This window comes from Bifidobacterium favimelis, assembly GCF_037963085.1.
Classification (GTDB): domain Bacteria; phylum Actinomycetota; class Actinomycetes; order Actinomycetales; family Bifidobacteriaceae; genus Bombiscardovia; species Bombiscardovia favimelis.
Window position 1 is genome coordinate 498,299 of sequence record NZ_JBANDZ010000001.1, and the last position, 20,287, is coordinate 518,585.

The following is a 20,287-nucleotide window of genomic DNA, read 5'->3' on the forward strand; positions in this document are numbered from 1 at the left end:
ACGAACAGAGGGGTCAGTCAGCTTCCTGCGGGACCCTCACGCAGAGGGCCTGATGGTCCACGGTCACCTGGATGTGCTTCGTCTCTCCCAGAATGTCGCCGTCCACCTGGGCCAGGGCCGGCTCGACCAGTCGTATGTCAGACCTGCTGCCCTGCATCTGGACGATGGTCGAATTGGTGGACAGGGGGCTTTGGTTGGCCTTCCTGGTGATGGTCTGATGCATCACATCCCCCAGCAGGTTGGCCCAGCCGAACAGGCCGGCCGTGGTGTCGATGAGTTCGAAATCGAGCAGACCGTCATCGTAGGAGGCGTTGGGCATCAGGGAGAATCCTGGAATCTCCCCGCAGTTGCCCGCCATGAAGGTCCTGAAGGAGACCGAGGTGTTGATCTGTGCGCTGCCGTCCGGCCTGATCACGGTGATGTCACCGGTGTATTTGGGCGCGAAAAGATGCTTGGCCCCGCTGATGAAGTAGGCCAGCCAGCTGACGGTCTTCTTGAGATTGGGGTCGGTGTCGTCGATCATCAGGGCGTCGAAACCGATCCCCGCGATGATGAGGAAGGCATGCTTCCTGTCCGGCTCGGCCCCGTCCCGCAGGGACATCCAGCCCACGTCCACATGGCTGGACCCGTGTGAGGTGGCCACGGCCAGGGCGGCATCCACGTCACCCACCGGAATGCCCATGTTGCGGGCAAAGAGGTTGCCGGTGCCGATGGGCACGATGCCCATGGCGTGATCGGTGCCGGCCATGGCGCTCGCCACGGTGCGCACGGTCCCGTCGCCTCCCACGGCGACGACCACTCCAGCACCGTCGCGAAGGGCCTCCTCGGCACAGACGCTGCCGTCCTTGTCGAGCTGTGTGTCGATGAAACGTATGTCTTGTATGCCCTTGTCCCTGCAGTATTCCTCTATGCGTATCCGCACCGAGGCGGCCTGCGGCTTGGATGGGTTGATGACGAAGGCGTAGCGCACCTGATCGTCGTCGCGTGCCTCCAGCTTCTGCACCATCAGCCACCTTTTGCGGGCGCGCATGATTAGCACCGCAGCGACTGCGGCGATGACCACGATGGCGATGACACACAGGGTTATGACTACTGACTTAGGCATGATTCCATTGTGCCCGCAGCCGGGACGCTGACCCGACGCGGGCGGCCAGACGTCAACGAATCCTCTACGTGTCAGGAAGGCGGCGCGGGTGGCCTCGGGCGTGTCCTTTTCCGAGGCTAGGCTGGCCTTATGCTTGATATCCAGTTCATCCGCGACCACGCGGACATCGTCAAAGACTCCCAACGCAAGCGAGGCGAATCCGTCGACCTGGTGGACGAGGTGCTGCGCAACGACACCGCCCGCCGCGAGTCCCTCCAGTCATATGAGAGCGCACGGGCCCAGCAGAAGGCCCTGGGCAAGCAGGTGGCCGCTGCCCCCCCTGAGGAAAGGGCCGGCCTGATAGCCCGGACCAAGGAACTCTCCAATCAGGTCACGGAGTTCAAGAAGGCCGCTGACGAGGCCGACGAGGCATATACCACCGCCATGTGGAAGCTGAGCAACGTCGTGGAGCCCGAAGCGCCTGAGGGGGGCGAGGACGACTATGTGGTGGTCAGGAAGGTGGGCACCCCCCGCGACTTCCAGGCCGAGGGTTTCGAACCCAAGAACCATCTGGACCTGGGTGTGGGCGTGGCCGGCATCGACATGCGGCGTGGCGTCAAGGTCTCCGGGTCCCGCTTCTACTTCCTGCGCGGTGATGTGGCCCGTATGGAGATCGCCATGTTGACCATGGCCGTGGACCAGGCCCAGGAACACGGGTTCATCCCGACCATCACCCCCACCCTGGTCAGGCCCGAGGTCATGGCCGGGACCGGTTTCCTCAACTCCCATGCCGATGAGATCTACCGCCTGCGCGACCCGGACGACCAGTACCTGGTGGGTACCTCCGAGGTGGCCCTGGCCGGTATGCATGAGGATGAGATCCTCGACCTTTCCGAAGGCCCCCTGCGCTACTGCGGTTGGTCCAGCTGCTACCGGCGTGAGGCCGGGGCGGCCGGCAAGGACACGATGGGGATCATCCGCGTCCACCAGTTCGACAAGGTGGAGATGTTCGTCTACTGCAAGCAGGAGGAATCCCGCGACCAGCACCAGCAGCTCCTGGGCATGGAGCAGGAGATGCTGGCCAAGGTGGACGTTCCCTACCGGATCATCGACACGGCCGCAGGAGACCTGGGCTCTTCGGCCGCCCGCAAGTTCGACTGCGAGGCCTGGGTGCCCACCCAGGGCCGCTACCGGGAGCTGACCTCCACCTCCAACTGCACCGAGTACCAGGCCCGCCGGCTCAACATCCGCGAGCGTATGGATGATGGTTCCACCAGAGCCGTGAGCACCCTGAACGGGACCTTGGCGACCACCCGCTGGCTGGTCGCCATCCTGGAGAACCACCAGAACGCCGACGGTTCCATCGTCATCCCCGAGGCCATGAGGTCCTATATGGGTGGCAAAGAGGTCCTCGAACCCACCAAGTGGGAGGCCTGAGCCCATCTGGCGCCCGGGTCCGGGGTCCCGGCCCGGGCCATGGCCCGGAGGCCGGGCCCGCCCCGTCCACAGCCCTCCAGCATCGGTTGGGGGGCGGATGCGGGCCGGTGTGGCAGGCCCCCCGGGTGTTGTATACTGAAATCCGCGTCTTTGTGACAGGCCCCACCTTCCTGGCGGTTCTGTGACTGACGTATGGACAGGTGTCTGAGCGGTCGAAAGAGACGGTCTTGAAAACCGTTGTGGCGCAAGTCACCGCGGGTTCGAATCCCGCCCTGTCCGCTTCTTTGCTCCGGTATGTAGCCTCTGGTGGGAGGTTTCCGATGTCTTGCATCGCCGGAATGTCCTCCACCCCTGCCCGGAGCTCCGTGTGGATTCTGCCGGTGGTCCCACCCCGGGGCCCGATATGACCTGCCTGTCGCCATAAGGACGTTTCTGTTCCCCGGAACGGCTTAGCTTCCTCCCTGACGGCAGATGTAGGGTGCGCACGGTTTCCGTGATTGTAATACAATGAGACCGCCGACGAAGTGTGCGGTGAGAGCGTTGCCGATTTCACTGCGGAAAAAGGACAAGGGGGTTCCTTCAGTGGAGGGAGGGCCACAAAAGGGCGATAAGCCGTGCAGTCACATTCATGCCCCTGCCCACGCCGGATCCGTCTTCGCATTGATTGCTCCTGACGCAGCCGGATGTGAAGCCGGTACGGGGACGACCGTGGACGGCACCGGATGGCAATGGCTGTTTCTGCCGCCGGCGCTTCGGACTCCAAACGGGAACTTCTGAATCGGAGGTGATTCTCATCATGGCAATCCGGTATAAGGTTCGCTGTGCAGGAGTAACAGCCCTGCTTGTGGCGGCCGTGGCGCTGGCGGGTTGTGCGGGCGGCGCTCAAGCCCAGTCATTTGAACAGGAAAAGCAGCAGGCCGAACACATCGAGCCCTTTGTCGATGACATGAAGGAGGCGTTGAAGGGGAAGGATCTGAGTCCCCTCGAGCGCGATGTCTTCACCAGGGCGGCGAAGACCGGGCGCATAGAGGCCTCCGACTATGAGGAGGCGCACAACAGGTATCTGGAGTGCATGACCAACGCAGGCTTCGACGAGCACGACGCCAAGATGCCCGACGGGGTTTACAAAAGCGCTGAAAAGGTAGGTGCCGACTTTGATGGTCACGCATGGTTCAAACAGAGCAAGTCATGCTCCGAGCACACCACCATGCGGATTGAAGGCTACTACCGGGAGCAGCAGGACAACCCGGAACGGTATAAGGACATAGGAATCGTGGCCGTGCAGTGCCTGCGGGATTCCAAGATCGTGGGGGATGACTACACGGCAGCCAGATTCAACGAGGGACTGGAGCAGTTGAGAAAGGAGGATTCGGATCCAGAGGAGGCTTTGGGCTACTCCCTTTCCTCTGACAAGGGGGCCCAGGCCAGGTACTGTACCAGTCTGGGAGGGCTCGATATAGGCGTTGACAAGGCGGCGGCCAAGTGAAATTTTCCGGAAGGGGGAGTCAAGAGCGTGCCCGTTCCCCCAGAGGCAGGAGTGGGGGAGGGTCCCGGGCGGCCCTGGCGGTCCTTGTCTCCCTGGCCCTTGTCTGTCTTGGCTGTGGTGTGGGGGCGGCCATCTCCTCCCGATTCGTGCCTGTGGCCCTGCAGGCTCCCCGCCCGGCGGACCGGGCCCCTGTCTCCATCGAGGAATTCTCTGATGCCCATGCCGTCAAGGTCCACTTCGACGTGACCCCCGACATGCCCATCGGTTGGAAGGGAGGGGGGACGGTTACCGGGCTCCGGGTCGGCCGGGGCGATGATCTGGTCTCCGGCCAGTCCCCGCTCAGCATCGACGGGGTCCCAGTCCTGGCTCTTCACACCGCCATTCCCTTCTACCGCAGCATGTCCTTGGGGGTCCGGGGGGACGATGTGTCCGCCCTGCGCGACGAGTTGGCGACCCTGGGTCTGCCGGTTGGCCCTGGCGACAGGGCCCTCTTCGACCAGACCCTCAAATCAGCCCTTCAGACCCTGCAGGAGAAGGCCGGTGCACCCCGGGACGGCGTGATCGACCCCGACAGGGTCATATGGCTGCCCGGCGAGCATAACCTCCTGCGAGTATGGAACCCAAGGATGGGACAGGACATCGGTCCGGACCTTGGCGCGTCCCAGGGCTCAATCCAAGCCATGAGCGTGGCCAGGGCTCCTGAATCCCTGGCGGATGGCAGCCATGTCATCGAGGTCTTCGGCAAGAAGGGGGCTGTCGACAAGGAGCTCAAGACCACGCAAGCCGCCTTCCTGCGCGATCTGGCATCCACCAAGGAATACGCCGACCTGGCGGGCAGTCCCGATGCCCTGGAGGCAGGAGTCGATGCCGAGCTGAAACTCGACCATCCGGTCAGGGCCTTCAAAATCCCGGTGGGTGCGGTCTTCGGCAGGAACGGGCAGAAGGCCTGCGTGCAGGCAGGGGGGAAGGCCCGTCCCATCACTATATTGGGGTCCAAGGGCGGTTTCGTCATGGTCTCGTCCGACCAGACCTTCGACTCCGTAGACCTCAACCAGGCCATCACCGCACGGACCTGCGGAATCCGACCATGACGAAGACCGGAATCCAACAGGGCCCCATGGTCCTGGTGAGCGATCTGGGCCATCGCTTCACCGGAACAGGCATGTTGTACCAGCATGTGGCCTTCACCGTGGCGGCCGGCCAGACCCTGGCCGTGACCGGCCCCTCGGGTTCGGGCAAGTCCACCCTCCTCTCCCTGGTGGCAGGATGGGACAGGCCCACCTGCGGGCGGGTCGACCTGCAACAGGGTGCCAGGGTCTGCTGGGTCTTTCAGAACCCGTACGGCCCCAACCGCCGTACGGTCCTCGACATCGCCGCCTTTCCCCTGGTGGCCCAGGAAGAGCCCCGGCCGCAGGCGGAAGAGGAGGCCAGGGGTGTCCTGGACCAGTTCGGACTGCTCGGCAGGGCCCGCGCACACTTTGCCGACCTGTCCGGTGGCGAGGCCCAGAGGCTCATGCTGGTCCGGGCCATCTGCTCCAGGCCAGACATCCTCCTGGTGGATGAACCTACTGCCCAGCTGGACATGCGTTCGGCCCGCCAGGTTGCGGACAGCCTGCGGCTCCTGGCCGGTCGGGGGATGGCGGTCATCATCGCCACCCACGATCCGGCGGTTGCTCAGGTCTGCGACCTGACGCTGGATTTGGAAGACTACCTTCCAGAGGGAGGGACGGGCGATGAGGCTGGTTGAAACCCTGCGGGAGGCTGGACGCAACCTTGACACAGGAATGACCCGGCCGATGGCCCTGACCCTCCTGTTCGCATGCGTCCTGGCCTTTTGCGCCGGCATGGACATGTACCAGGTGGCCGACATCGAAAACCGGGCCCAAGGGTACCGGTCGGCCCTTTCGAACGTGCAACTCATCAAGAAAGAGGGGGCGGTGGACCCCGCCGCCTGCAATGCCTTGACCGGAAACACGGGTGTGGGGGAGTCCGGTGCCCTGCGGAAGGGGAATGCCATCAAGCCCCTTCTGGCACCGGGATTCACGATCAACACGTATGAGGTGACCCAACCCTTCCTGGGCATCGTCCAGGGGGAGGGCAGAGGGACAGGGGGCCTATGGGTCTCCAGCGCAGTGGCGGACAAGCTGGGCCTGCATCCCGGGTCCACATTGGAGACGACAGAGGGGGAAATGACGGTGGACGGGGTCTACCGATGGCCGGAGGACGGCAGGGACACCAGGCTGGGGTACTCTGCATTGGTCCCCGTCATCCCGGACGGAGACTTCGACGAGTGCTGGGCATCCATATGGCCCCTGCGGGATGATGCCACGGCCACCCTGCGGCAGTCCCTCAAATTCTCGACCGACCTGAGCGATTCTCAGACCGGTCAGATCAACTACAGCCAGGGGGATCAATTCGACCCACATGCGCTTTTCGAGACCAGGCTGACCCGCCCCCTCATCTATACGCCGGCCCTCCTGTGCTTTCTGACGGCCATTCTCGCCTGCCGTCGGCGCAGGCTGGAGATTGCGGGATACCTCCATGCCCGTGAACCCAAGATCTCCATGATGGTGAGAATGACCTTGGAACATTCAGCCTGTCTCCTCCTGGCCATGTCCCTGACCGTTCCACTTCTGGTTACGGCCTTCCTGGTCAAGGGGGCGGACCTGGCTGACCTGACCAGGACCTCCCTGGTCCCGGTTCTGCTGACGGCCCTCCTGGGACAGGTGGCCGGCAGCCTGGCAGGCGCCGGCGGCATACGCGAGCGCGATCTGTTCCGGCATTTCAAGAACCGGGAGTAGGGAGGGCGTTCCCCTGTTTTCCTCCCCCTCCCTGGGGTCGTGGTGCGGGTAGATTCGGGGGGGGGGAATAAATCTCGGCCTTAGGTGTTGTACAAGGTGCCGGATGATGTTGAACGTCATCCGTGATCATCGGGAGTGCCCCGTTCAGGCGGTTGCGCATGGTACGGTCTTCCTGCTGATCCGTTCCCGGACACGCCCAAAAGTTGATTATGCGGAATAGCATCAATATAACCGCAGCTTAATCTACAGTTTAAGATAATCGGTCGAGTTCAATTGGGAGGGGTCTCAGGCATTGGAACATTTCATTGCTATCGTGTCTTTGATGGGTGATTGGCTGCTCTATTCTTTCCCCCTGTACCAGGGTCTGATGGAGTTGAAGGATTACCAGGAATTGATGGATGACTTCGACAAGGTCAGCAAGAAGTGGAAGATGGTCTCTCCCTGGTGGTGGCTGATTCCTGTCATCAAGATCCAGATGGAGCGCAGGCGGGGCTATAAGATCCTTCGCGAAGCCACGAAGACGAAGAGCGAACGTCACCAGGCCATCAGTTTCATCGACAAGGCCACGGCCTGGTATTTCGTTTCGCTGGCAGGCTGGTTCAAGATGATCACGTCATCGTATGAGACCTTGGAAAGCTATGGTGCCCAGGACAACATCTGGCTGCTCATCCTTCTGGTCGTGCTCATGACGACCGGTGGGACCTTCAACGCTTACTACCGCATCGGGGGCAAGCGCGTCCATGAAAAGGAGGAGGAGCTCAAGCCCTCTTCCGAAGTCTCGGATGAGTGACCGCCAAGACCCGCCATCGGTCCGCGGGGACGCAACCTTCGTGACCCGTGCCGGTCTTCGAGGCCGGCATGAGGACCATGGGGGGCAAGTCGCAACCCCGGAACAGGGGAGTGCGGCTCGCACCTTCTCATGACGTGTCGGATCGGCGGAAGGCCTAATGTACGGTCGGCGCCCTCGGGATACACTGGCTCCCATACGAGCCGACCTGCATCCGGGAGGGCCAAGACATGAACAGAGGCAGCCAGGGGGGAGGACCCCGGTCCGGCGGTGACGGAACCGCTGATTTCAGAAGTGATGGCCCCGACTCTGCGCAGGCTGCAGAGGAGGGGCCCGCTGTCTGCCTCCTTGACCGCCTGGGCGTCCCCTGGCGTCTGGTCCGCCACCCGGCCATAGGGACGGTCGAAGAGGGGTTGGACGCAGGAGTGGCCGATTTGCTTGGCATCGCCGCCTGCGACCTGTCCAAGTGCCTCTTACTGGAAGATGCCGGCGGGGCCCTCGTGTTGGTGGTGGCACCTGCCCTGGTAAGACCGGATTTGAAGGCGGTCCGCCTCGTTGCAGGCACACGTCGCCTACACCTGGCCCCTCCAGACAGGCTCCGAGGCTCACTAGGGTCTGTGCCCGGTTCGGTCTCCCTCTTTGACCTGATATGCCATCCAGGGACCGTGACGACTGTGGTCCTGGAAGAGGGCCTGGTCCTCGGCAGGGGGGAGACGGCCCTCCACGCGGGCACGAACCGGGCTTCGATTCTCATTCCCAAGCGCTGCCTGCCGATGGTCGCGGACAGCCTTTGCGGCAATGTCGTGACCTGGAGGGTGGGAGGAGATGCCGACCGTCCGTGATCATGAGGCGGGGAAGCCTTCATGCTCCCGGTGTGTCCAGCCGGACCGTATATCCTGGGCTGAATGCTGCGAGCGGCTGGATCGGTGACCCGCAGCGGGGGCTCCGTGATGATTCGTGCGATCCCCTGGCAATGGGCGGAAGGGACCTTTCGGCGGCTATCCGCTGCTGCATCCGTAGCAGGTGGGATGCTGTCGATGACAGGTGAAGGAGGCGGAGGGCGATGGCCGGTCTTCTGCTTGCCGTGATCTACCTGGCCTTCATCAGCCTGGGCCTTCCTGACTCGATACTGGGGGCCGCCTGGCCTTCCATGAGCCGGGGACTGGGCGTTCCCTTCTCATGGGCAGGCGGTATATCCATGGTCATATCGACCGGTACCGTCATCTCGGCCCTCCTCTCCGAAAGGGTGACCCGCAGGCTGGGGGTCGGCAGGGTGACGGCCTGCTCAGTGGGGCTGACGGCCTTATCCCTGTTGGGCTTTTCCCTGGCTCCTTCATACTGGGTCCTCCTGGCCTTGGCCCTTCCATACGGTCTGGGGGCTGGAGGGGTGGATGCCGCGTTGAACAACTATGTGGCCGTCCACTATGCCAGCCGCCATATGAGTTGGCTGCACTGCATGTGGGGGGTGGGGGCTGCCATCGGACCCTACGTGATGGGCTTCGCCCTCTCCCGGGGTCAGGGATGGCCTTGGGGCTACCGTTACATAGCCCTGGCCCAGGCGGTGTTGACCCTGGTCATAGTCGCCAGTCTCCCCCTCTGGCAGGGTGAGGGGGGCGGCGCAGGACGCAGGCGTTCCCGGGGTTCTGTGCCACCCCCTGACCAACCCCGCCAGGATTCAGGGGAGGACAGGGGGCCGATCCCCCTGAGGGAGGTGGTCTGCATCCCGGGTGTGGCCGATGTCATGCTGGCCTTCTTCTGCTACTGCGGCATAGAGACCACGGTGGGCCTGTGGGCCAGCACCTACATGACCCTGGAAGGGGGGCTGGACAGGGTGGCCGCCGCCCGGTGGGCCAGCCTCTTCTATCTTGGGATCACGGCGGGCAGGGCCCTGGGGGGTTTCCTGACCATGAAGTTCAATGATCCGGTCATGGTCAGGTCGGGGCAGGCCATACTCCTGGCCGGGATCCTCTGTGTCTTCCTGCCGTCACCCGGCCAATGGACAAGACTGGCCGGGCTGATCCTGGTCGGTCTCGGGGCGGCCCCCATATACCCCTGCATGATCCATGCCACCCCCGCCCACTTCGGCGTCCGGCGCTCGCAGGCGGTGATAGGTGTTCAGATGGCCAGCGCCAACGCCGGTTCGCTTCTGGCCCCTCCGGTCTTCGGATTGATGGCCGGGCACTTCTCCATCGCCCTTTTCCCGGCCTATCTTCTCCTTCTGCTTGCAGGCATGGTGCTGGGCCATGAGCGGTTGGAGGCCAGATCGGCGGCCTGAGGCCTGTCTGCGGCAAAGTCCCGATCGGGAGCCGTGTGGGACATCCCCGTCCCGCCCTGAGCCCTCCTGCTTACGCCCTTCTTGTCGGAGCAGATGGGGCATGTGCCTGCCAAGGCACAAGGGTCGGATCAGCGACAAGAGCAGTCAATGAGGGCGGGTTGATTCGAAGATCATTTCCTACAGCGGCATCCGTGTGGAAGCGCGCTGCACAAGGGTGCCGCCGACCTTTTCGATTCCGTGATGGGACCCACCCTCCAGCATATCCGACAGCAGGCTGGCCGCCCGGGTTCCCATCTGTCTTAGGTCCAAATCGACACTGGTCAGGGTGGGGCGTGAATTGTCCACGATGACAGCCCTGTTATCGACACCGACGACCGATACCCGGTCAGGCACCGTCACATCCCGATCATGGAGGATGTCCAGACAGCCCCGGGCAATTTCGTCGTTGCCGCATGCCACGCCGTCGAAGGTGACCTTGCGATCCAGGAGGTCTTGCATGGTTCGACGGCCGGTCTCTTCGTCCCAGGCGCCATAACGTATGACGGCGGCTGGTTCCAGATGCCTTGCCTCAAGCTCCGCCAGGCCCCCTTTGAGCCTGTCGACCGACGAGCGGAAAGCAGGATCCCCCGCAATGACGACGATATGTTGACACCCTCCGTCCAGCAGATGGCTGACAAGGAGATGACCAACTTTGACGTTGTCCGTGATGACGGAACAGTCGTCTGTCTCCTGTGACGCCTGGTTGGCGTAGACCACCGGCACCGGACAGTTACGCAGTGGCGGCCGTGGGTCGGTCCGCCAGCCGACCATGAGCAGGCCCTTGACCCCGTAGGCCAGCAGGTTGTCTATGTGGCGTTGCTCAAGTGAGGGGTCGCGGCCGGCGTTGCATAGGAAGACGGGGATGGACTCCACCCCGAAGTAGTTTTCGGCTCCGATGAGAATGGGCATGGAGAATTGACCATTCAGGTCGGAGGTGACCAGTCCCACGGACCGGCGGGGGGCGGTTGCCTGGATGTTTCGGCGTTCGGATTGCAGGGGGAAGGACAAGGCGCTGGCCGCCTTGAGCACCCTGATCCGGGTGGAGCCGCTGACTTGCGGACTGTCCCTCAGGGCTTTGGAGGCGGTCGAGACGGCGACTCCGGCCCTGGCGGCCACGTCGGCAAGGGTCACTTTTTTGGTCATTCCATCCTCCCGATTGCTTTGTGGGTCGCTGCATCTACAAACATGGTAGTTGAAGGGGGAGTTCCGTATCCGGGTGGACAGGGGGCAGGCCTGTGCGCCTGCTGCCGGCCTTGACGGTCCCGCTCGGAAGGGATGTCTTCCTGCCTGTCACCGCAGTACGGCGGCAACCGTCTCTGCGGTCCTGAGAGGTGTCCCGAGAAGCTATACAGAAAAGTTTGCATCCCTTGAAATATTTCTGTGCACAGACTAACCTGAGTCTGCCGCCTCCTTCATCCCCGGCCGAGGACTGGTCAGGCGGCAGAGAAGGAAAGCCCCATGGCTACATTGTTTCACCCGGAACCTGGAAGCATAACGGTCGATTGCAAGGACGGATTGGTGATTGCGGGTAACGGGCAAGGTCCACGATGGATTGTGGATGGAGAGGAGGACCCAGCCGTCCTCATCGCCCTAGACAATCTCAAGGACGATCTGGAGGCAGTGGCCGGTGCAGGACCGGGGCCGTCACTTCCGGCCGGCAAGGGGGGAGCGACGATCTGTGTCGGAACCCTTGGAAGATCGGCCCCTCTTGATGCGGCTGTCGCTGTCCGCAACCTGGACGTGTCCCCACTCAACGGACAGGAGGGGACCCTCAGATGGGAGGGGTTCACTCTTCAAGTCAGGGACGACACCCTCTACATCGCCGGTACAGACAGGAGGGGGACGATATACGGCATCTATACTCTCAGCCAGGCCATGGGTGTCTCCCCCCTGCACTGGTGGGCGGATGTGCCGCCCAGACGCAGACCGTTCGTCAGCATTCCACGGGATCTGTGCGTCTACGATTGGCCATCGGTCAAATACCGGGGTTTCTTCATAAACGATGAGGAGGAACTGGACGACTGGGCCCGTTCGCACACCGCTGACGGAACAATCGGCCCCGTCACCTATGAGCATGTCTTCGATTTGATTCTGAGGTTGAGGGGGAATTACCTGTGGCCGGCAATGCACGTCAACGCTTTCAACAGCGACCCACGCAACGGCAAGCTGGCTCAGACGATGGGGTTGGTCATCGGCAGCAGCCATTGTGACATGCTCCTGCGCAGCAATCAGCATGAATGGGACCCTTGGGTGAAGGCACAGGGCGAACCTGTCGCCTACGACTATTCACTGCCGGGGAGGAACCGGGACAAAATCAGAGAATATTGGGCACAGAGCGTTGACATGAACCGGGATTACGAGGTGACATGGACCGTGGGCATGAGGGGGATTCATGACACCGGCCTGACTACACGGGTCATCGACGACGATCCCGGTCTTGACGATGAAGGACGGGTCAAGGCCCGGGTCGGCCTCATGGAAAAGATCATCGCAGACCAGAGAAGCATACTGGCCGATCACCTGGGCCGGAACCCGGAATCTATTCCTCAGATCTTCATCCCCTACAAGGAGGTCCTTCCCCTCTACGATGCCGGCCTCAGGGTTCCCGACGATGTCACCATCATGTGGGTCAACGACAATTACGGTTACATGCGCCGTCTTCCCGACAGGGCCGAAGCCGCACGTAGCGGGGGCAACGGGGTCTATTACCACAGTTCCTACTGGGCACCACCCAGAACCAGTTACCGTTGCACCTCTTCCACCCCCCTGGCCCTCATGTGGGACCAGCTCGGCAAGTGCTGGGACAGCGGCATCCGCCGTGTCTGGGTCGATAACCTGGGCGCCGTCAAACGTCTGGAACTGGAAGGGTCATACTTCCTGCACCTGGCCTGGAACGCTGGCAGGGCGGCATCATGCCTGCAAGCCCGTGACTTCGTGGCCAGATGGTTCGAGCAGACCTTCGGATCCACCTGCGGGCAGGAGGCCGCAGACCTGTGCATGGCATACTATGCGATCAACAACGAGACCAAAATAGAGCACTTCCACGAATGCTCCTTTGCCCAGTCCGGTTACGGGGACGAGGCGGGTGACCGGTTGGCCGCCATCATGGACCTGGATGCCCGTTCTCTCAGGCTTGAAGAGAGCCTTGATCCAAGGCTCCGGGAGTCCTATGCCGAACTGATCGGGTTCAAGATCGCGCTCATGCACTACGTGTGCGCTCAGTTCTACCATGCCGACAGGAGTCGGCTGGACTATGCCAGACGGGCTTACCGGGCGGCCGATCGGCAAACCGAAATCTCCCACCTCTACGGATGTGAAATCCGTGCTCTGGTGCACTGGTACAACCGCGTCCTGGCAGGAGGCAAGTGGGAGGACATCTTCACTCCGGACACCTTTCCGCCCCCTACCCTTCCCCAGCACCCGACCTGTCGCCCTTCTCCCGCAGCTTGGATTCGAGGGACCCAGCCGGGGATCGGGGGTGCAGGACCCTGCCATCCCGATCCAAGCTCCGGTCCGGCAGGCGTGGTCCCCGCGGTTCCGCCGGACCGGGATGCTTCCTCGCTTGCCGTCTCTGTGGAAGGGGAGGACGGGGTCTTCAGCCTGGGAGCCCTTTCCTGGTCCTTCGATGCCTGTGCCCCGCCCGCCAATTCCTCTTCTGACACCTTCTCCCCCCTGCCCGCCGGGTCTTCCGCAGGCCAACCTTCTCACGGCCATCGTTCCCCCGTTCTCTCGTTCGACCCGTATGGGTCGTCAGATAAATGGCTGGACCTGTATGCACAGGGATCCGCGAACGAGCGCTGCCGGCTGCGGGCCGATCAGGATTGGGTACACCTGTCCTGTTCGCAGGTGACTGTCGAGGATGAGGTCAGAGTCCACGTCATGATCGATGATCCACACCGCCATGCCGGCTCCAGGGCAGCATTGACCATCACCGCGATTCCGGCACGGGACGGCGTGCAAGCGGGAGCCGGGAAGGCTGTGGGCCGATGCGGGGTCGTGTCTATCCAACTGGGTGCCGGCCCCGGTCCCGACCCGGGTTTCATAGGTTATGTGGAGGCCGATGGCTTCATCAGCATGGATCCCTCCACGGGTCTGACTCGTCCCGATCCATCCGGCTCCGGCTCATGGCTGGCCACGGCGGACCTGGGCAGGTTCGCCAACCCCATCATGCAGACCGTCGGGCAAAGTGTACGTGATGTGGGCAATGCGACCCTTCTCTCTCTGGATTTCTGGCTTATGACGGCCGGCATCCACACTCTTGAGATTCACCGCCTGCCCACCCTTGATTCCCGGGGTCGGATTCGTCTTCGGGTGGGAGTCGACGGGGTCGAAGCCGGGATCGTCGAATCGCCCACCACGGATGAGTTCAAGGGGAATTGGCAGGATTCAATCGTGGAGAACGCCGAGAGACTGACCCTGGTCCTTCCCCGTCTGGATGTGGGCCCCCACCGTCTGGATCTGCGGGTCATGGACAGATCTTTCGGCATCGACAAGGTGGTGATCTACACAAGGCCCCGCAGGGCTGGCCATCTGGGACCCTCTTTCAGCACAAGGCTGACAGCTGGCAGCCATCTGCCAGCTGTCCAGCACGGTCCTCATGAGGGGGAGGGATCAAAGGGCCGTGACCACCCGGACTTCTCCGGATGGCCAGGTCCGGCATCCGGCTTCCAGCCCTGCCCATCCCGACGAGACCTGGATGATAGGCTGCGCCTTATGGCCGTACGCGGCTATGGAATCGACCTTGATGACCTTCCCCCTGAGGCGGTCGCCTACTTCGACCGCTCCTACTGGGCCCAGGCAGGCCTCTATACACGTCCGAACCTGGTCTACCCCTCTTCCGCGAAACGAAGTGGCCGCTGTGGCACCATATACGCGGCGAAGGCCGATGACCATCCTGGTTCCTGTCCGCGTAGCGGATCCATCCATGAGGTTCAAGGCCGAATCGCCATTGAGGTCGCTGATTGCCTGGCAGGAGGACGGAGGGCCTGGCTGTCACCAGGTGGTGTGCCCGGGGTGGGTTGGTTCCATACGGACGCCCCCATCCGGTCAGGCTTGGGCATGGCTATGAGGGCTGAACCGGCGGGCAGCGTCTGCGAGGATCCGTGGACGGCCCCTCGCATGACCTTCGCTTTCGACCTGGCACGGCCGGGTGTTTACCGCCTATGGATTCTGGCGCAGTTTGCCTCTGACCTGGAGGATTCCTGCCATCTCTTCATGGACGGGAGCCTCCTGGACTCGGCCTGTGTCTTTCCGCCCGGGGGGCATCTGATGACCTACGCCACGGAACATGTCTGGGCCTGGTTCGAGCTGGCCCAGGTTGAGCTGAGGGAGGGGGGACACCGGCTTGGAATCGCCCCTCACCGTGCCGGGATGAAAATAAGCCGGATCTACCTTGCCGAAGACGGCATCCGGCCTCCCCTGGAGCGGGACTGGCCCCTTCCGGCGTGAGGAAGGGGAGACCCGGTCACACGATCCTGCGGTCGGCGGCCCACCGGGTCAGCTCACTCCTGTTGGACAGTTGGAGTTTGCGCAGGACATTGGAGACATGCGTCTCGACGGTCTTGATCGATATGAAGAGCTCGCCGGCCACCTCCCGGTAGGTGTAGCCGCGGGCTATGAGGCGCATGACCTCCTGCTCCCGTGTGGAAAGACGGTCCAGTTCATCGTCCTCGATTGGGGAGGCCGGGTCTTCCGAGCCGGCGTGGAAGGCTGAAAGGACGAAGCCTGCCAGTTTGGGGGAGAAGACGGCATAACCCTCATATACCTGCCGTATGGAGGATATCAGGTCCTTGGAGGAGATGGTCTTGGTCACGTAGCCCTGGGCGCCGGCCCTGATGACGGCACCCACATCCTGGGCGGAGTCGGAAACGGACAGGGCCAGGAAGACGGTTCGGGGGGACATGGGCTGGGACCTGGTCAATATCTCGGCGCCGCCTCCCCCTGAACCTCCGGGCACATGGACGTCGAGGAGGACGACATCGGGCCGGGTGTCGGCGATCATGGCCACGGAAGAGTCCACGTCGGGGGACTGGCCGACTATGCTGAAATACGGCTGAAGGGTCGCTATGACGCCGGTCCTGAACATCTCATGGTCATCCACCACCCCCACCCGGATGGGGGTCGCCCGTCTGGTTGTAGCCGTGGATTCTCCGTCTGTTGCCTTCTGTGCTGAAATCATCCGACCGCCGTCTCAATCTTCCATGCCCCAGCATGGTGAATGGTTGTCCCCGCCATGGGGTCCACGGGTGTCTGCCGGTTTCCACCATCGTCACCGGCCGGACCAGGCCCGCTGGACCGCATTCTAGCATCCCGGCAGGGGCGGCCCCCCCGGCATCGTTCATCCGTGGGCCTGCCCCCTGCCATCCTGCTGGCCGGCCGGTGAAAGGGGCATGTGCATGCGCACTTCCGTCCCCCACCCGCTGCGGGATACGATTTCGACGGTGCCGCCACGTCTTCTCACCCTTCCGATGATGGACTCCTTGATTCCCAACCGGTCCGGTGGAATCTCGTCCGGGTTGAAGCCCGGTCCGTGGTCCCGCACGAAAACCTCGACCTTCTCCCTGCCTGACTCGCAGTACACGGAGATGGGTTCTTCACCGTGGGTGACCGCATTGACCAGGGCCTGCCTGGTGGCATCCAGGAGGGCATCGGTCTGTGCACTGGGCTGGGCATCGCCCACTATCACCACTTCGACGGGTTTGCCGGATTCGTCCTCGACATGGGCGGCGATCTGTTTGAGCCCGGCCCCCACGGACCTGTCGGACGGGGTCCGGTCCTGGTAGAGCCAGTTGCGCAGGTCCCTCTCCTGGGACCTGGCCAGGGCCAGGACGGTCTGGGGCTGGTCGGCGTGCAGCTGTACCAGGGCCAGGGTCTGCAGGACCCCGTCATGCAGGTGGGCCGTCATGTCGGCCCTCTCTTCCTCGCGCTCCTTCATGGCCCGTTCGGTGCTCAGCTTCTGAATCAGTGAGTTGATCCAGGGGGCCGCCGTCGCCGCGATCCCCAGGAGGAGGATGCCGGCGACCGCCATGATGGAGATGGCCTCCTGTACCGGGAAGCTGTTGAAGACGTAGACGGTGATTCCCCCCACTATCAGTCCCAGGCTGATCAAGAGGGTGGGCAGGTGGGGTTCGCTGTCCTCGAAGCGCAGCCAGGCCAGGATGATGCCCCCGCAGAAGAGCATGGCCGGCAGGATCATGCTCTCCTTGACGCCGATGAGAAGCTGGAAGAGCCCGAGAAGAATCAAGGCCGCCCCCAGGGCGGCGATCAGCTGAGGCTTTGAAACCGTGTTCAGACTCTGCCGCAGGTCAGATGGTTCGTTAGACGGCGGGGACTGGACGGGGTCTTGCGGGACCGCCCGCCCGGATGGTGCGGTGTTCCCCCTGGCCAGCGGTGCCTGTGCGGGGTTCTGCATGCCGAGGAACCCGGTCGGATCCCCCTGGGGGACGAAGACCCACAGGAAGAGGTAGGGCAGGATGCCGATGCCCGTCAGGGCCAGGAGGACGGTCACGAGTCTTACCGGGGTGACGCCGATGCCCAGGTGGAGGCTGACCCCCTTGCAGACCCCGCTCAGCACCCGCCCGGTCTTCGGCCTCATCAGGGGCAGGCGGGCAGGTAGGAGCGGAGGCGGTTGGGGGATTCCCCGCCGGTCTGTGGACTCGTTGCTCATGCTTCCATTATTTACGAACATCTGTTTTCCGGGAGGCCATGGACACTTTTTCAGGGTTAAATCAGGGTGTTCCCTGATGGGTGCCGCTCCTTCGACCTGATGTAATGGTGTCATGACTGGAAACGACTTCTATCAGACCGGCATGTCCCCATCGGGTGATCCCCGTGGGCAGGGTAGGCCGCCACGTGCCCCCCGTGATGAGGATGGCGGTGGACGTTGGTTCTTCCGTTGGGTTCGTGAAAGCTGCGTGGTCAGGACGAACGACCGGTGGATCGGAGGGGTATGCGGAGCGCTGGCCCGTCGTCTGGGTTGGAGCCCCTCCTTCGTCCGCGCCATCATGCTCCTGTGCGTCTTCGCTGCTGGGGCAGGCCTGGCGTTCTACGGTTTCGCCTGGTTCATCCTTCCTGACGAGGATGACACGATTGTGTGCGAAGACCTGATTGACGGGCGTTGGAGGGGTGATGCCATCGGTGTCATCATCTGCCTGATCATCACTTTCTGCCTTCCGGGCGTCGGACTGTTCGCGCTCGCGGTTGCCGCCGGCCTGCTCTACCTCTTCCTGCGCTGGAGCCGGCAGAGGGCGATGAGCGGCATGGACGGATATGAGGGCGGGGACTGGCATCGGCAGGAGGGAGGTCATGCCCCTTCCGACAGGCGCGGGCCCGGTTACGGGCAGGGCGGGTGGAACCCCGAGGGGGCTTGGACGCCTCAGGGTCCCGATGATGGACCAGGTCGCCAAGACACCGACCAAGGTTACCGGCCCTCCCCCTTCCTGGCAGGCTGGGAAGGCCCGGAAGGCGGGGCTGATCCGGCCTATGGCTCAAGGGGCTGGTATGGGGCGGCCCCGGATTATCGGACGGCTCCTGACCGTCAGGCAGGACCGGCTTCCGGCGGCATCGGCGGACCTGCGTATGCCGCCGGTCCCGCTCCTTCGTCAGTGTCACCCGGGTGGGGGGGCTCCGGTCCCGGTCGGTACACGCCGACAGTCAAGAGGCCGGCGCGCCGGCTGCGTCGCAGGCCGGCCGGGTTCGCCATAGTGGCTTCCGTCATGGGTCTCATCCTCATCTCCGGTGCCATCACGGCCCTGGTGACCTTCAACAAGGTGACCGGATTCCTTGACGTCTCTCGTGTAGCCCTGTATTGGACGGCCGGCATCTGCCTCCTCGTGGGCATCGTGACCGTCGCCCTCGGTTCCGTGGGGCGGCGTTCCGGGGGTCTGACGGTCATATCCGTGTTGACGGTCATCTCCCTCCTGTCTGTCACGGTCGGTGTGGCGAATCTGGCCATCTATGAAAATGGATTCAAGAAGCAAATGGCTGGATACCAGCACCTGGTGGTCAACGGAGAGGGCATGGGCAGGGTGATGGGATCCACCACCAGGGACATGAAGGCCTACGCCCGAGGCTACTTTTTCACAGGAGACGAGTCGAAGCAGGGGAGGGTCGTCCTCGACCTGTCCGACTTTGAAAAGAACAACGGCACGCACAGGGTGGACTATAAGGGGAGGAAAGCCGACTCGGGATGCCCGGCCGGCAGGATTCAACTGGCCGTGGAATTTGCGGATGTCAAGATCCTGGTTCCCAAGGAGTGCACCTACTATTTCAGCCAATATCACACAGACTTCCTGTGGGGTGACACGGGCGGGAAGGCTGATGGCGGCACCCCCCGTGATTGGTGGGACTACATCATGTCCGGCCGCCAGACCCGGTCCGACGGCTACCGGGAGGGTGACTGGGTGGCCGGTCCGGGCGTCGATCCCTCCGACGATTACGGCGATTCCGGCAATCCCGAGCTTTACATCGAGGTCAGTCCGGCCATCCACGGCCGTATGACGGTGGAACACAAGGGCCATGCAACCGTTCCATGGGGAAAGAAGAACCAGGGGGTCGGGTCCGATCATGACGGGCAGGGAAAAGATGCGGGGACAAAGACAAAGAATGATGGAGACGACCATGACGACAGATGAGGAAGGCCGGGAAGACGAGGGGCGGACCGAGCCCATCAAGGCAGACCCCGTACGGACAGGCGGAGATGAGGCGATGACGGAACAGATCGCCAAGATCGATTCGGGGCGCGGAGACACTGGGACGAATAGGACCGAGACGGCTCCGACTAGGGGGCACGGGGGGGAAGATGCCGACGCGACCGCACCTTCCGCTGACCCTGATGACCAGCCCGGCCGGCAGGACCGTGCGGCTTCCCCGGTCAGCGCCCAACCGGAGGGTGGGACCCCGACGGTCCGGGAGGGGGCAGATGCCCAGAATCCTGATGAGGGGGTCGGCGGCCCTGATGACGCAGGTCCTGCAGATCCTGCGGAATCCGGACCTGCCTCCCGTTTGCGCGATGACATCCCCCCCTTCCCACGGTCTTCGGCGCCCATGTACACGGTGGTGGATCCGGCTCCTGCCGAGCAGCGGCCGAACCGTCCGAGCGGGGTAAGCAAGCCCACCGTGATCTGGGGGGGCCTGGTCTGCCTGTGCGCCGTCATCTGTCTGGGTTTGGGCCTGGCTTTCGCCCAGTGTGGGCTCGGGGTCGGCCACGCCTTCGATTGGCTGAAGGTCCTTCCGGCCGTCTGCCTCCTGGTCGGCATCATCCTCCTGATCGTCGCCCTGGGATGGGTCCTGTACAGGAGCCTGCACTCCCATAAGAAGGGGGAATGACGGGGATGGCGGACGCCCCTGGGCCGGTTTGGCTGAACGGGCATCCGCGTTG

At 63.2% G+C, this 20,287-nt stretch carries 15 protein-coding genes and 1 tRNA gene; 12 read left to right on the top strand and 4 right to left on the bottom strand.

Features of this window, described 5'->3' with window-relative positions:
- Nucleotides 1–13: 13 nt before the first annotated feature.
- A complete protein-coding gene (locus V6584_RS01950) occupies nt 14–1,105 on the bottom strand; it encodes a diacylglycerol/lipid kinase family protein (protein WP_340468752.1) in 1,092 nt (363 codons plus the stop codon).
- Between the two features lie 129 nt (nt 1,106–1,234).
- Here V6584_RS01950 and serS point away from each other — a divergent pair, with 129 nt between their 5' ends.
- From serS to V6584_RS01995, 9 genes are all read left to right on the top strand, one after another.
- Nucleotides 1,235–2,521: a serine--tRNA ligase gene (gene serS / locus V6584_RS01955; protein WP_340468753.1), complete on the top strand. Its 1,287-nt coding sequence runs from the start codon at nt 1,235–1,237 to the stop codon at nt 2,519–2,521.
- Between the two features lie 194 nt (nt 2,522–2,715).
- Nucleotides 2,716–2,800 (top strand) — tRNA-Ser (locus V6584_RS01960).
- A gap of 517 nt (nt 2,801–3,317) precedes the next feature.
- Nucleotides 3,318–4,007 carry a hypothetical protein gene (locus tag V6584_RS01965; RefSeq protein WP_340468754.1) on the top strand — a complete coding sequence of 230 codons (690 nt, stop codon included), beginning with the start codon at nt 3,318–3,320 and terminating at the stop codon, nt 4,005–4,007.
- On the top strand, nt 4,004–5,098 hold the full coding sequence (locus tag V6584_RS01970) for a peptidoglycan-binding protein (RefSeq protein WP_340468755.1): 1,095 nt from the start codon (nt 4,004–4,006) through the stop codon (nt 5,096–5,098). The genes V6584_RS01965 and V6584_RS01970 overlap by 4 nt, the downstream gene beginning before the upstream one ends.
- Entirely contained in the window at nt 5,095–5,754 is a 660-nt protein-coding gene (locus tag V6584_RS01975; RefSeq protein ID WP_340468756.1) for an ABC transporter ATP-binding protein, read from the top strand. Before V6584_RS01970 ends, V6584_RS01975 begins: the two co-directional genes overlap by 4 nt.
- Nucleotides 5,741–6,808 carry a hypothetical protein gene (locus V6584_RS01980; protein ID WP_340468757.1) on the top strand — a complete coding sequence of 356 codons (1,068 nt, stop codon included), beginning with the start codon at nt 5,741–5,743 and terminating at the stop codon, nt 6,806–6,808. Before V6584_RS01975 ends, V6584_RS01980 begins: the two co-directional genes overlap by 14 nt.
- Before the next feature lie 322 nt (nt 6,809–7,130).
- Nucleotides 7,131–7,598: a hypothetical protein gene (locus V6584_RS01985; protein ID WP_340486142.1), complete on the top strand. Its 468-nt coding sequence runs from the start codon at nt 7,131–7,133 to the stop codon at nt 7,596–7,598.
- A 227-nt stretch (nt 7,599–7,825) separates the two neighbouring features.
- Complete coding sequence (locus V6584_RS01990) at nt 7,826–8,437, top strand: YbaK/EbsC family protein (protein ID WP_340468759.1); 612 nt, start codon at nt 7,826–7,828, stop codon at nt 8,435–8,437.
- Between the two features lie 221 nt (nt 8,438–8,658).
- Nucleotides 8,659–9,870, top strand: a complete 1,212-nt coding sequence (locus V6584_RS01995; protein WP_340468760.1) for an MFS transporter — start codon at nt 8,659–8,661, stop codon at nt 9,868–9,870.
- A 177-nt stretch (nt 9,871–10,047) separates the two neighbouring features.
- Here V6584_RS01995 and V6584_RS02000 read toward each other — a convergent pair whose 3' ends face one another.
- On the bottom strand, nt 10,048–11,052 hold the full coding sequence (locus tag V6584_RS02000) for a LacI family DNA-binding transcriptional regulator (protein WP_340468761.1): 1,005 nt from the start codon (nt 11,050–11,052) through the stop codon (nt 10,048–10,050).
- Between the two features lie 411 nt (nt 11,053–11,463).
- Between V6584_RS02000 and V6584_RS02005 the strand changes: the two genes are divergently transcribed.
- On the top strand, nt 11,464–15,357 hold the full coding sequence (locus V6584_RS02005) for a glycosyl hydrolase 115 family protein (RefSeq protein WP_340486144.1): 3,894 nt from the start codon (nt 11,464–11,466) through the stop codon (nt 15,355–15,357).
- Nucleotides 15,358–15,373: 16 nt separating this feature from the next.
- Here V6584_RS02005 and V6584_RS02010 read toward each other — a convergent pair whose 3' ends face one another.
- Both V6584_RS02010 and V6584_RS02015 read right to left on the bottom strand, forming a co-directional pair.
- On the bottom strand, nt 15,374–16,087 hold the full coding sequence (locus V6584_RS02010; RefSeq protein WP_340468763.1) for a LuxR C-terminal-related transcriptional regulator: 714 nt from the start codon (nt 16,085–16,087) through the stop codon (nt 15,374–15,376).
- Between the two features lie 159 nt (nt 16,088–16,246).
- On the bottom strand, nt 16,247–17,575 hold the full coding sequence (locus tag V6584_RS02015) for an ATP-binding protein (protein ID WP_340468764.1): 1,329 nt from the start codon (nt 17,573–17,575) through the stop codon (nt 16,247–16,249).
- Nucleotides 17,576–17,687: 112 nt separating this feature from the next.
- On the opposite strand from V6584_RS02015, the gene V6584_RS02020 reads away from it, so the two are divergent.
- Together V6584_RS02020 and V6584_RS02025 are read left to right on the top strand one after the other, a co-directional pair.
- Nucleotides 17,688–19,541, top strand: coding sequence for a PspC domain-containing protein (locus tag V6584_RS02020; protein ID WP_340468765.1), 1,854 nt, complete (start codon nt 17,688–17,690; stop codon nt 19,539–19,541).
- A complete protein-coding gene (locus V6584_RS02025) occupies nt 19,528–20,235 on the top strand; it encodes a hypothetical protein (RefSeq protein WP_340468766.1) in 708 nt (235 codons plus the stop codon). The genes V6584_RS02020 and V6584_RS02025 overlap by 14 nt, the downstream gene beginning before the upstream one ends.
- Nucleotides 20,236–20,287: the final 52 nt, after the last annotated feature.

What these genes read in the sequence shown, in the direction of transcription:
- serS (WP_340468753.1), top strand. Translation starts at nt 1,235, where the DNA reads ATGCTTGATATCCAGTTCATCCGCGACCACGCGGACATCGTCAAAGAC.
- V6584_RS01995 (WP_340468760.1), top strand. Translation starts at nt 8,659, where the DNA reads ATGGCCGGTCTTCTGCTTGCCGTGATCTACCTGGCCTTCATCAGCCTG.
- V6584_RS01985 (WP_340486142.1), top strand. Translation starts at nt 7,131, where the DNA reads ATGGGTGATTGGCTGCTCTATTCTTTCCCCCTGTACCAGGGTCTGATG.
- V6584_RS01990 (WP_340468759.1), top strand. Translation starts at nt 7,826, where the DNA reads ATGAACAGAGGCAGCCAGGGGGGAGGACCCCGGTCCGGCGGTGACGGA.
- V6584_RS02015 (WP_340468764.1), bottom strand. Translation starts at nt 17,575, where the DNA reads ATGAGCAACGAGTCCACAGACCGGCGGGGAATCCCCCAACCGCCTCCG.
- V6584_RS02025 (WP_340468766.1), top strand. Translation starts at nt 19,528, where the DNA reads ATGACGACAGATGAGGAAGGCCGGGAAGACGAGGGGCGGACCGAGCCC.
- V6584_RS02020 (WP_340468765.1), top strand. Translation starts at nt 17,688, where the DNA reads ATGACTGGAAACGACTTCTATCAGACCGGCATGTCCCCATCGGGTGAT.
- V6584_RS01965 (WP_340468754.1), top strand. Translation starts at nt 3,318, where the DNA reads ATGGCAATCCGGTATAAGGTTCGCTGTGCAGGAGTAACAGCCCTGCTT.
- V6584_RS02000 (WP_340468761.1), bottom strand. Translation starts at nt 11,052, where the DNA reads ATGACCAAAAAAGTGACCCTTGCCGACGTGGCCGCCAGGGCCGGAGTC.
- V6584_RS01950 (WP_340468752.1), bottom strand. Translation starts at nt 1,105, where the DNA reads ATGCCTAAGTCAGTAGTCATAACCCTGTGTGTCATCGCCATCGTGGTC.
- V6584_RS02010 (WP_340468763.1), bottom strand. Translation starts at nt 16,087, where the DNA reads ATGATTTCAGCACAGAAGGCAACAGACGGAGAATCCACGGCTACAACC.
- V6584_RS01980 (WP_340468757.1), top strand. Translation starts at nt 5,741, where the DNA reads ATGAGGCTGGTTGAAACCCTGCGGGAGGCTGGACGCAACCTTGACACA.
- V6584_RS01975 (WP_340468756.1), top strand. Translation starts at nt 5,095, where the DNA reads ATGACGAAGACCGGAATCCAACAGGGCCCCATGGTCCTGGTGAGCGAT.